This is a genomic window from Streptomyces sp. NPDC050121 (assembly GCF_044460385.1).
In the GTDB taxonomy this organism is placed as follows: domain Bacteria; phylum Actinomycetota; class Actinomycetes; order Streptomycetales; family Streptomycetaceae; genus Streptomyces; species Streptomyces soliscabiei.
On the sequence record NZ_JBITJV010000024.1, the window covers coordinates 82,170 to 94,419 of the forward strand.

Here is a 12,250-nt window from a genome sequence, read left to right on the forward strand (position 1 = left end):
CGACCCAGGAGGCAACCTGGATCCGCGGCGACGGTCGTGACCGTACAGGCCGTTTCCGACACTACCCGGCACTGCCCGAGTGTGTTCGGCATTCGGTCATTTTCCCCTGCCTCTTTCCCGAGGAACCGAATGCCCATGCGAATTCACTTCGGTGGATTGCCCGGCTCACGGCCGGGCCACAGGTCCACTTCCAGCGCCTTCTCCAGGTTCGCGATCGTCAGCAGGTCGCACCACACCGCGCCGTCGAGCACCTGGGCGACCGTCATGCGGGACACGCCACTGCGCCGGGACACCTCGGCGACCGACCAGCCCCTCTCGCCGATCACCCTGCGCAGCCTCGCCGCCACCTCCTGCGCCACTCGGGCGCCGTGGTGGTCATCGAGCACGGCGTGCGGCCACGCGCCGTCGGTCACGTACTCGGCAGGGCTGCGTCGTCGCTTGTCTCCTCGTGGCACAGCGAAGAGTGTCGCCCATCCGGCCCTCCAGGGATGACAGCGTCCGCCAACTCCACCGCATGCTATTCCAAACACACCCCTCCCGGGGTTCTTTCCTGGTGGAGAGTCACGATGGACGCGATCGAGCGCTACCGGCCCAAGCTGCCGGGGCCCGTCTGGGCACGTATCGGCCCCGACTGCCGCCGCGCCATCGCCAAGGCCGGGCCCGCCACGCCCAAGGAAGCCCGCGATTGGCTCGGCGCCCTGGCTCACGCCGCCGCCCACGCCGACGCCTGCGGGCGCCCCACCAAGGCCGAGCACCTGCTCACCCCGGAGGCGATCGAGTGGTACCTGGCCACCGGCTGCCTGCACCTGGAGGAGCCCTCCCGCTCCAACCGCCGCTGCCGCCTCAACAAACTCCGCCGCGCCCTCCTCGGCCCCGACCTGATCACCGGCAACCCCGCCGCCTACTCAGGCTCAGACGCCTCCCGCCCCTACACCCAGCCGGAACAGGCCCAGCTGTACGCCTCCGCCCGCGCCCAGCCCACCGACGAACTCCGTAACGGCCTCCTGACTCTGCTCGCCCTCGGCTTGGGCTGCGCACTGGACTCACCCGAGATCATCCCGCTGCGCACCCACGACGTCCGCGAGGCACCCAACGGCGCCGTCGCCGTCGCGGTCCGCGGACAGCGCTCCCGGGTGGTGCTGTGCCGCACCGCCTGGGCCCCCGTCCTCACTGAGGCCACTGCCTGGGCCTCCCTCCCCGGCCAGGCCCGCTACCTCTTCCGCCCGAGCAGCCAAGCCCGCGGCACCAACACCGTCACCAACTTCCTCGCCCGCACCAAGAAGCCGCCAGGGACACCTCTGCTGGTCATAGGCCGGGCCCGTGCCACCTGGCTCGTCGACGCCATCGAAGCCCGCATGCACCTACCCACCCTGATGGCCGCCGCAGGCCTGACCACCCTGCGCTCCATCGACCGGGTCCTGCCCCACGTCCGCAACCTCTCGCCCGACCAGGCCGCCTCCGCGCTCAAGGAGTTCTGACCATGACCAGCCGCCTCGCACGTCACACCCGTATCGCCCGCCTGCGCTCCCAGCGCGCCCTCGTTCCCGACCCCGAAGTTGCCCGGATCCGCGACGAAGTGGCCGGCTCGGGCCTGATCGAGGAGATCGCACCGCTCGTCGCACGCCGCACTGGCTGCCCTTGCAAGCTCCCTGTCGAGGCCCTGCTGGTCGGCATGAGCCTGGCCTCCGCCCGCAACGGCGGCGTCGTCACCTTCACCGCCGTCACCGACCTGCTGTTCTTCTCCCTCTCCGAGCCGATGCGCGAGCAGCTCGGCCTGCGCCGCTACCCCGACCACGACCGCGGCTTCGAAGCCGCCTACGCCACAGTCCGCCGCCGCCTGCACAGCATCCTCGAAGCGATCGACCCGTCCCCGCTGCCCAAGAACCACCGCCTTGCCCGCCGCCATGCAGAGAAACTCCTGGCCAAGGCCGACACGGGCGAGCTCGCCCGCAAGCGCGGTCTCATGATCAAGCTTGCCAACCTGATCCTGGCCATGTCCCTGCGTGACGCGATGGCTCTCCTGGAAGACCGTTGGGACGGCTCTGTCTGCGTCGACGCCACCGCCGTCGGCACCTACTCCAAGGGCCTGGCTGCCGACAGCCCCGTCACCGCCACCGACCCCGACGCCGCCTGGTACGTGCGCACCACCAAGCACAAGGACCCACTCGCCCTCGACGACCTCGCGCCCGCCCTGCAGGACAAGAAGAGTGCCAGGCTCCAGAAGCAGGCGGAGCGCATCAAGAAGCGCCTGTTCGGCTACGACGCCTCCCTCGTCATCGCCCGCGATCCCAGCCGCAACGGCGTCCCCCTGCCCGACGGCTCCGCCGACCCCGACGTCGTCCCCGCCCTGGTCATCGCCTTCTCCGTCGACAAGCCCAGCCACCGCCCCGGCCACGTCGCCGTCGAAGCCCTCCAGCAGATCGACGGCAGCCTCCCGCGCGGCTACCTGGCGGGCGACCGCGCCTACAACGGCCAGAGGCCGGAGAACTTCCAGCTCCCCATCCGCGCCATGGGCTACGAGCCCGTCTACGACTACGCCAGGGACCAGTTGGGCGTCCAGGCCGGCTTCGCCGGAGCCCAACTCGTCGAGGGCAACTGGTACTGCCCCTCCATGCCTCAGGACCTCAAGGACGCCACCAAGGACCTGATCGCCAAGAAGATCGACAAGCAAACCTGGATCGACCGCGTTCGTGCCCGAGCCGCGTACCTCTTCATGCCCAAGCAGCGCCCCGACGCCGAAGGTCACCGGCGCGTGATGTGCCCTGCCGAGGCCAACCGCACCCAGTGCCCCCTCAAGACCTACACCCTCGGCCGCGGCATCCACCTGCCCCTCGTCGACCCCGCTCCCAGCCCCGCAGGCTCACCCCCGTGCTGCAGCCAGAAGACCGTCACCGTCCCACCGGAAGCTGCAGCCAACCTCTGGCAGCCACTTCAGTACGGCTCCGAAGCCTGGCAGCGCGTGTATTTCCGGCTCCGCAACAGCGTCGAAGGCATCAACGGCTTCGCCAAGGACACCCTCTACGAGCGCCTCGAAGACGCCGGCACCCGCCGGATCCGCGGCATCGCCGCCCAGACCCTCCTGCTGGCCTTCCAGCTCGCCCACGCCAACCGCCGCAAGCTCAGGGCCTGGGCCGACTCCATCGCTCTCCACGACGACCGACCCCACCGCCGGCCCACCCGCCGCCGCAAGACCAAGCCACTGGGCACCTGGACCCCCAAGGGTTACGTCACCCAGCCCTAAGCCCTGAGACCTTCCTCACAAGCCACCCGTAGCCCCCGGCAGAACACCCGAAGATCCACACCCGGAAACCGGACCGCCGACGGCCTCAAGCCGTCGGCGGTCCACGTGTTTCTGCCCACACAAAGCGGAACGGGCGGCATCGTGATCACGATGCCGCCCGTTCCGTCGGTGCAACCAGAGCACTTTCGTCGGTGCTCCCTGGTGCGCGAGGGGGGAGTTGAACCCCCACGCCCTTGCGGGCACTGGAACCTGAATCCAGCGCGTCTGCCTATTCCGCCACCCGCGCATTGGGTGTGTCCTCGGGCTTGTGGGCTTTTCGGCCCGCCGCCTTCCGACACGCAGAACATTAGCACGCGGTCCAGGGTGCGTTCACATCCCTATTTCGCGGGCAGGGAGCAGGTGGGGGACGGTCGGCGACCCCGTACGTCTCCGTGGTGACTGGTTCACGTATCAACCTCGTACCTATGGCGACCGTCTCCCCAGGAGCCGGACCAGGAGCACAGTCAGGTGCGGGACACTGGTCCACGGCCGCCTCTACGATCCTGGGCAGAAGCGAGAGTCCGAAGCAGGTGTGCACGAGGGAGTCGACACCCGTCGACGGGGCCGACAGGGGGAACCAGCCGATTCACCGGCGCGTGGATACGATCAGTAAGCAGTACCAGGTAAGCGGCAACGTGACCGGCAAGGCAAGCGGCACGCCACAGGACGGCAGCCACTACGGAGGAGGTGCCCCATGGGAGTTCTGAAGAAGTTCGAGCAGCGTCTCGAGGGTCTGGTCAACGGCACCTTCGCCAAGGTCTTCAAGTCCGAGGTCCAGCCCGTCGAGATCGCCGGCGCGCTCCAGCGTGAGTGCGACAACAACGCGACCATCTGGAACCGCGACCGCACGGTCGTCCCCAACGACTTCATCGTGGAGTTGAGCACGCCGGACTACGAGCGACTGAGCCCCTACTCGGGCCAGCTCGGCGACGAGCTCGCCGGCATGGTGCGCGACTACGCCAAGCAGCAGCGCTACACCTTCATGGGACCGATCAAGGTCAACCTGGAGAAGGCGGACGACCTCGACACCGGCCTGTACCGGGTGCGCAGCCGTACGCTCGCCTCCTCCAGCAGCCAGGCGCCGGAGCAGGCGCCCGCCGCGGGCGGCAGACAGCGGCCCGGCGGACCGGGCAGCGCTCCGTATCTCAGCGCCGGCGCCGGAGCCGCGGCTCCGCCCATGCCGTCCGCTCCGCCGCCGGGCGCCCCCGGCGCCCGTCCCGGCGGTTACGGCTACCCGCCCGCCGCCGGCGCGCAGCGCCCCGGCGGGGCAGGTGGGGGGCTGGCCGGGGCTCCGCAGCCCGGGTCCCGCACCCGCCACTGGATCGAGATCAACGGTGCCCGCCACCAGATCTCCCGCGCGACGCTGGTGCTGGGCCGCAGCACCGAGGCCGACGTGCGGATCGACGACCCCGGCGTGTCGCGCCGGCACTGCGAGATCCGGACCGGTTCGCCCTCGACGATCCAGGATCTCGGTTCCACCAACGGCATCGTGGTGGACGGACAGCACACCACGCGCGCTACGCTCCGCGACGGCTCGCGGATCGTCGTGGGCAGCACCACCATCATTTACCGGCAAGCCGAAGGGTGAAGCGGGGGCAATGTCAGAGCTGACCCTCACGGTCATGCGGCTGGGTTTCCTGGCCGTACTGTGGCTGTTCGTGATCGTGGCCGTGCAGGTCATCCGCAGCGACCTGTTCGGTACGCGGGTCACCCAGCGCGGCTCGCGCCGGGAGGCGGGGCGGGCGCAGCAGCAGGCCCAGCGCCAGCAGGCGCCCCCGCAGCAGCGCCAGCAGCCGGCCGCCGCCGGTCGCACGCGCCGTAACGCACCGACGAAGCTGGTCGTGTCCGAGGGCACCCTCACCGGCACCACCGTCGCGCTCCAGGGCCAGACCATCACGCTGGGCCGGGCGCACGACAGCACGATCGTGCTGGACGACGACTACGCCTCCAGCCGCCATGCCAGGATCTACCCGGACCGCGACGGTCAGTGGATCGTCGAGGACCTGGGCTCCACCAACGGCACGTATCTCGACCGATCGCGGCTGACGACTCCCACACCGATCCCGCTGGGCGCGCCGATCCGTATCGGCAAGACCGTCATCGAGCTTCGGAAGTAGTGCTGCATCATGAGTGAGCGCGAGCGGAGCGAGCACGCGGCGGCGGCCGGCACTCAGGGCCCCGGTGTGCTCCCGAGCGGAGGGTGGGCAGTGTGGCTCGACACGACCGGCTGTACCCGGGGCCGACGGGCGAGGTGCGCATGAGTCTGTCACTGCGTTTCGCCGCCGGATCGCACAAGGGCATGATCCGGGAGGGCAACGAGGACTCCGGTTACGCCGGTCCGCGCCTGCTCGCCATCGCCGACGGCATGGGTGGCGCCGCCGCGGGTGAGGTCGCCTCCTCGGAGGCCATCTCCACGATCGTCGCCCTCGATGACGACGTCCCGGGCTCCGATGTTCTGACCTCGCTCGGTACCGCCGTCCAGCGCGCCAACGATCAGCTGCGCGCGCTGGTGGAGGAGGATCCGCAGCTCGAGGGCATGGGGACCACGCTGACCGCTCTGCTGTGGACGGGCCAGCGGCTGGGTCTGGTGCATGTCGGCGACTCGCGTGCCTATCTGTTGCGTGACGGCGTGCTGACGCAGATCACGCAGGACCACACCTGGGTGCAGCGCCTCGTCGACGAGGGCCGTATCACCGAGGAAGAGGCCACCACGCATCCGCAGCGCTCGCTGCTGATGCGCGCGCTGGGCAGCGGCGAGCATGTCGAGCCGGACCTCTCCATCCGGGAGGTCCGCGCCGGCGACCGGTATCTGATCTGTTCCGACGGGCTGTCCGGCGTCGTCTCCCACCAGACGCTCGAGGACACTCTCGCCAGCTACCAGGGCCCGCAGGAGACGGTGCAGGAGCTGATCCAGCTCGCGCTGCGCGGCGGCGGCCCCGACAACATCACCGTGATCGTCGCCGACGTCCTCGACCTGGACACCGGGGACACGCTCGCCGGGCAGCTGTCGGACACTCCGGTGGTGGTCGGCGCGGTCGCCGAGAACCAGCTGCAGCTGCACGACAACGGCATCATGCAGACGCCGGCGGGCCGGGCCTCCGGTCTCGGCCGCAGGCAGCAGGGGCATGGCGGGGGCGGCGAGTTCGGACCGCCCGGCTCGGGCGGCGACATCACCGGCTTCATCCCGACCGACGGCTTCGGTGACTACACCGACGACGACTTCGTGAAGCCGCGCAAGGGCCGTAAGTGGCTGAAGAGATCCTTCTACAGCGTGCTCGCGCTCGCCGTGATCGGCGGCGGACTGTACGGCGGCTGGCGCTGGACGCAGACGCAGTACTACGTCGGCTCCAAGGACGAGCATGTCGCCCTGTACCGGGGTATCAGTCAGGACCTGGCGTGGGTGTCGTTGTCGAAGGTCGAGAAGGACCACCCCGAGATCGAACTCAAGTACCTCCCGGAGTACCAGCAGAAGCTGGTCGAGTCGACGATCGCCGAGGGCGATCTGTCCGCCGCCCAGAAGAAGATCGACGAGCTGGCCGTCCAGGCCTCCGCCTGCAAGAAGCAGGCCGACGCCACCCCGGCGGGCAAGACCGGCTCGAAGACCGGTTCGAAGACCGGCACGGGCGAGGCCGGCGGCACCACGGGAACCACCCCCACGTCGCTCGCGTCCAAGGCATCGCCGAGCCCCTCGGCAACCGCGTCCCCGTCCGTATCCGCGACCGCCACTCCCACCCCCGGCCCCAGCCTTTCGGAGGAAGAGCAGAAGGTCGTCTCGCGGTGCGGTGAGCAGTAGGCAAGCCGTGAGAGGCCCCGTCACACGATGAGCAGTACTACCAACTCGCCGACGCACCACACGTCCACGATCGGCTCGATCGGTACGCCGAGCCGGCGCAACACCGAGCTCGCGCTGCTGGTGTTCGCCGTCGTCATCCCGGTCTTCGCCTACGCCAACGTGGGCCTGGCCATCAACGAGCAGGTGCCGTCCGGCCTCCTGGCCTACGGGCTGGGCCTCGGTCTGCTGGCCGGCGTCGCCCATCTCGTCGTCCGCAAGTTCGCGCCGTACGCCGATCCGCTGCTGCTGCCGCTGGCCACGCTGCTGAACGGGCTGGGTCTGGTCGCCATCTGGCGTCTGGACCAGTCGAAGTTCCTGCAGCAGGCCGAGCAGGCCGGTACGGCCGCGCCGCGGCAGCTGCTGTACACGGCGATGGGCATCGCCCTGTTCATCGTGGTGCTGATCTTCCTCAAGGACCATCGCGTTCTGCAGCGTTACACGTACATCTCGATGGTCGGCGCGATCTTCTTGCTGCTGCTGCCGCTCGTGCCGGGTCTGGGCCAGAACATCTACGGCGCCAAGATCTGGATCTCGGTGGCCGGTTTCTCCATCCAGCCCGGTGAGTTCGCGAAGATCGTGCTCGCGATCTTCTTCGCCGGCTATCTGATGGTGAAGCGGGACGCCCTGGCCCTGGCCAGCCGCCGTTTCCTCGGCCTCTACCTGCCGCGCGGCCGTGACCTCGGTCCGATCATCGTCGTGTGGCTGATCTCGATCCTGATCCTGGTCTTCGAGACGGACCTCGGCACCTCGCTGCTGTTCTTCGGCATGTTCGTGATCATGCTGTACGTGGCCACCGAGCGGACCAGTTGGATCGTGTTCGGTCTGCTGATGTCCGCGGCCGGCGCGGTCGGCGTGGCCAGCGTCGAGCCGCACGTCCAGCAGCGCGTCCAGGCCTGGCTCGACCCGATGAAGGAGTACAAGCTCTCGCAGGCGGGTGTCGGCGGCCACTCCGAGCAGGCCATGCAGGCGCTGTGGGCGTTCGGCTCCGGCGGCACCCTCGGCACCGGCTGGGGCCAGGGCCATTCGGAGCTGATCAAGTTCGCCGCCAACTCCGACTTCATCCTCGCCACCTTCGGTGAGGAGCTGGGGCTGGCCGGCATCATGGCGCTGCTGCTGCTGTACGGCCTGATCGCGGAGCGCGGCGTGCGGACCGCCCTCGCCGCCCGCGACCCGTTCGGCAAGCTGCTCGCGATCGGTCTCTCCGGCGCGTTCGCCCTGCAGGTGTTCGTCGTCGCCGGCGGTGTGATGGGGCTCATCCCGCTCACCGGTATGACGATGCCGTTCCTGGCGTACGGCGGTTCGTCCGTCATCGCCAACTGGGCGCTGATCGGCATCCTGCTCAGAATCAGCGACACCGCGCGCCGTCCGGCGCCCGCCCCCGCCTCCAACCCCGACGCCGAGATGACCCAGGTGGTCCGCCCGTCATGAACAAGCCCCTGCGCCGGATCGCGATCTTCTGCGGCCTCCTCGTGCTGACCCTGCTGCTGCGGGACAACTACCTGCAGTACGTCAAGGCGGACAGCCTCGCCGGCGACACCCTGAACCGCCGCGTCAACATCACGCGCTACTCCACCCCGCGCGGCAACATCATCGTCGACGGCAAGGCCATCACCGGTTCGGTGGAGACCAGCGGCGACTACAAGTACAAGCGCACCTGGACCGACGGCGCCATGTGGGCGCCGGTCACCGGCCGCTCCTCGCAGGCGTTCGGCGCCAACCAGCTGGAGAAGCTGGAGGACGGCATCCTCAGCGGCAACGACGACCGGCTCTTCTTCCGCAACACCCTGGACATGATCACGGGCAAGGAGAAGGAGGGCGGCAGCGTCATCACCACCCTCAACGCCGCCGCGCAGAAGGCCGCGTACACCGGCCTGGGCGACAAGAAGGGCGCCGTTGCGGCGATCGAGCCGTCCACCGGCAAGATCCTCGCGCTGGTCTCCACGCCGTCGTACGACCCGTCGAAGTTCGCCGGGTCCTCCGACAAGGACCAGGAGGCGTGGAACGCGGTCCAGAAGAAGAACAACCCCGACGACCCGATGCTGAACCGGGCGCTGCGCGAGACCTACCCACCCGGCTCCACGTTCAAGGTGGTCACGGCCGCGGCGGCGCTGGAGAACGGCGAGGTCGACGGCATCGACTCCAAGACCAACACCCCGGACCCGTTCCCGCTGCCGCAGTCCACGAAGAAGCTCGGCAACGAGCACGGCGACTGCGAGAACGCCACGCTGCGCTACGCGCTCATGGTGTCCTGCAACACCGTCTTCGCGAAGATGGCCGACAACGTCGGCAACGAGAAGATGATCGCGCAGGCCGAGAAGTTCGGTTTCAACGAGGCCAAGCTGGACACCCCGGTGCGCGCCGCCGAGTCCGTCTACCCCAAGGACAACCAGCCGCAGAACGCCCTGGACGGCATCGGCCAGGGCTCCAACGCGGCCACCCCGCTGCAGATGGCCATGGTCGCCTCGGCGGTCGCCAACGACGGCAAGCTGATGAAGCCGTACATGGTCGACGAGCTCAGGGCCCCGAACCTGGACACCCTGGAGACGACCGAGCCCCAGCAACTGTCCCAGGCCGTCTCCTCCAAGACCGCGCAGGCCCTGCAGGAGATGATGGAGACGGTCGTCAACGACCCGCAGGGCACCGGCGGCAAGGCCAAGATCAACGGCGCCGTCGTCGGCGGCAAGACCGGTACCGCCCAGCACGGCCTCAACAACAGCGAGAAGCCGTACGCCTGGTTCATCTCGTACGCGAAGCTGTCCGACGGCAGCGCGCCGGTGGCCGTCGCGGTCGTCGTGGAGGACGGCGCAGCCAACCGCGGGGACATCACCGGCGGCGGTCTCGCCGGTCCGATCGCAAGGGACGTGATGAAGGCAGTCATCGACAGCAAGAAGTGACCCCCATCACGTCGCCTACACATCGGTGCACGTTGCGATACCGGTCCTGTATCGGGTGACGGGCTTGGCCAGGTCACACTGCTCCGTCCAGGTACGGTAAGCCCGGACGGCAGCCTCCGGCCGCACACGTGTGCCGGTCGGGACCGACGGAGAGGGCTGGTAGGTAGCTATGGAAGAGCCGCGTCGCCTCGGCGGCCGGTACGAGCTGGGCCATGTGCTCGGCCGTGGTGGCATGGCCGAGGTCTACCTCGCACATGACACCCGCCTCGGCCGCACCGTGGCGGTGAAGACGCTGCGCGCGGACCTCGCGCGCGACCCTTCCTTCCAGGCCCGGTTCCGCCGGGAGGCCCAGTCCGCCGCCTCGCTGAACCACCCCGCGATCGTCGCGGTCTACGACACGGGCGAGGACTACATCGACGGGGTCTCGATCCCGTACATCGTCATGGAGTACGTCGACGGCTCCACGCTCCGCGAGCTGCTCCACTCCGGCCGCAAGCTGCTGCCGGAGCGGACGCTGGAGATGACCATCGGCATCCTCCAGGCGCTGGAGTACTCGCACAGAGCCGGCATCGTCCACCGCGACATCAAGCCCGCGAACGTCATGCTGACGCGCAACGGCCAGGTCAAGGTCATGGACTTCGGCATCGCCCGTGCGATGGGCGATTCCGGCATGACGATGACGCAGACGTCCGCGGTCATCGGCACCGCCCAGTACCTCTCGCCGGAGCAGGCCAAGGGCGAGCAGGTCGACGCGCGCTCCGACCTGTACTCGACGGGTTGTCTGCTCTACGAGCTGCTGACGGTACGGCCGCCGTTCGTGGGGGACTCCCCGGTCGCGGTGGCGTACCAGCACGTCCGGGAGGAACCGCAGCCGCCGAGCGTCTTCGACCCCGAGATCACCCCCGAGATGGACGCCATCGTCCTGAAGGCGCTGGTCAAGGACCCGAACTACCGCTACCAGTCGGCCGACGAGATGCGCCTGGACATCGAGGCCTGCCTCGACGGCCAGCCGGTCGCGGCGACGGCGGCGATGGGCTCGGTCGGCTACGGCGGGTACGGCGACGACCAGGCGACCACGGCCATGCGCTCCGCGGACGCCGGCGCCACGTCGATGCTGCCGCCCATGAACCCGGACGACGGCGGCTACGGCTACGACGACCGTCCCGCCCGGCGCCGCCAGAAGAAGTCCAACGCCTCGACGATCCTGCTGGTCCTGGCCGCGGTGCTGGTGCTCGTCGGCGCGATCCTGATCGGCAAGTGGGTGTTCACCGGCGACGGCGCCGCCAACAAGCCGTTCGCGGTCCCGAACTTCGTGAACAAGACGCAGGCCGAAGCCACGACGATGGCCAAGAACGTCGAGCTGAAGGCGGTCTTCACCCAGAAGCCCTGCGAGAGCACCGCCAAGGGCAACATCTGTTCGCAGAACCCGGCGCTCGGCCAGAAGGTCAACAAGGGCGACACGGTGAACCTGGTCGTGTCGACGGGTGCGCCGAAGGTGGTCGTCCCGAGTGTCCTCGGCAAGACCCAGGACGAGGCCAAGAAGCTCCTGGAGGGCGACAAGTACCTGTTCGTCGTGGAGACGAAGGAAGAGGTCTCCGCGGAACCGGCGGGCAACGTCATCAAGCAGAGCCTGGAACTCGGCGAAGAGGTGGAGAAGGGCACGACCATCACCCTCACCATCGCCAAGGCCGAGGAGAAGGCGACCGTCCCCGACGTCTCCAACAAGAGCTGTGACGACGCCAAGGCCCAGATGCAGCAGAACGACCTGCAGGGCAACTGCGTCGAGGTCGACACCCAGGACCCGAACCAGGTCGGCAAGGTCATCCAGACCGTCCCGTCCATCGGCTCCCAGGCCGACAAGGGCTCCACGGTCCAGATCCAGATCGGCAAGAGCAGCCAGCCCCAGCAGACCCAGGTCCCGCCCAACCTCCAGGGCATGAGCGTGAAGGACGCCAAGAAGGCGCTGCGGGACGCGGGCCTGAACGTCGGCCAGATCGCGGGCTCCTCGGACGACGACGCCCAGGTCATCGGCTCGGACCCGGCGCCCGGCAGCACCGTCAACCGGGGGCAGACGGTCAATCTGATCGCCTTCAAGAACAACAACGGCGGTAACAACGGCGGCTTCGGCGGCGGCCAGGGCTAGCCGCGTGCGGTGAACGACGTGGGCCCCACCGGAGACCTCCGGTGGGGCCCACGCCTTTGCCCCGAGCCTCGGCCGGCTCAGGCCTGTTCAGGTCGGCTCAG

The 12,250-nt window shown here is 69.0% G+C and carries 9 protein-coding genes and 1 tRNA gene; 8 read left to right on the forward strand and 2 right to left on the reverse strand.

The genetic code is table 11. The features are described from left to right. Positions 1-143 precede the first annotated feature (143 nt). Positions 144-455 carry a helix-turn-helix domain-containing protein gene (locus tag ACIBTS_RS31185; RefSeq protein ID WP_399323772.1) on the reverse strand — a complete coding sequence of 104 codons (312 nt, stop codon included), beginning with the start codon at positions 453-455 and terminating at the stop codon, positions 144-146. A gap of 111 nt (positions 456-566) precedes the next feature. On the opposite strand from ACIBTS_RS31185, the gene ACIBTS_RS31190 reads away from it, so the two are divergent. Next, entirely contained in the window at positions 567-1,478 is a 912-nt protein-coding gene (locus ACIBTS_RS31190) for a hypothetical protein (protein WP_399323774.1), read from the forward strand. Positions 1,479-1,480: 2 nt separating this feature from the next. Continuing rightward, a complete protein-coding gene (locus ACIBTS_RS31195; protein WP_399323776.1) occupies positions 1,481-3,241 on the forward strand; it encodes a hypothetical protein in 1,761 nt (586 codons plus the stop codon). 199 nt (positions 3,242-3,440) lie between these two features. Here ACIBTS_RS31195 and ACIBTS_RS31200 read toward each other — a convergent pair. Then, positions 3,441-3,527, reverse strand: a tRNA-Leu gene (locus ACIBTS_RS31200). A 447-nt stretch (positions 3,528-3,974) separates the two neighbouring features. Between ACIBTS_RS31200 and ACIBTS_RS31205 the strand changes: the two genes are divergently transcribed. The 6 genes from ACIBTS_RS31205 (at position 3,975) to pknB (ending at position 12,149) form a co-directional block, all read left to right on the forward strand. Beyond that, entirely contained in the window at positions 3,975-4,868 is an 894-nt protein-coding gene (locus ACIBTS_RS31205) for an FhaA domain-containing protein (RefSeq protein WP_399323778.1), read from the forward strand. 10 nt (positions 4,869-4,878) lie between these two features. Beyond that, positions 4,879-5,397, forward strand: coding sequence for an FHA domain-containing protein (locus ACIBTS_RS31210; RefSeq protein WP_069769333.1), 519 nt, complete (start codon positions 4,879-4,881; stop codon positions 5,395-5,397). Positions 5,398-5,489: 92 nt separating this feature from the next. Next, positions 5,490-7,073, forward strand: coding sequence for a Stp1/IreP family PP2C-type Ser/Thr phosphatase (locus ACIBTS_RS31215; protein ID WP_399323781.1), 1,584 nt, complete (start codon positions 5,490-5,492; stop codon positions 7,071-7,073). Positions 7,074-7,100: 27 nt separating this feature from the next. After that, entirely contained in the window at positions 7,101-8,540 is a 1,440-nt protein-coding gene (locus tag ACIBTS_RS31220) for an FtsW/RodA/SpoVE family cell cycle protein (RefSeq protein ID WP_399323783.1), read from the forward strand. Further along, complete coding sequence (locus tag ACIBTS_RS31225) at positions 8,537-10,006, forward strand: peptidoglycan D,D-transpeptidase FtsI family protein (RefSeq protein WP_399323785.1); 1,470 nt, start codon at positions 8,537-8,539, stop codon at positions 10,004-10,006. The genes ACIBTS_RS31220 and ACIBTS_RS31225 overlap by 4 nt, the downstream gene beginning before the upstream one ends. Positions 10,007-10,175: 169 nt before the next feature. Continuing rightward, on the forward strand, positions 10,176-12,149 hold the full coding sequence (gene pknB / locus ACIBTS_RS31230) for a Stk1 family PASTA domain-containing Ser/Thr kinase (protein WP_399323786.1): 1,974 nt from the start codon (positions 10,176-10,178) through the stop codon (positions 12,147-12,149). The last annotated feature ends 101 nt before the right edge of the window (positions 12,150-12,250 follow it).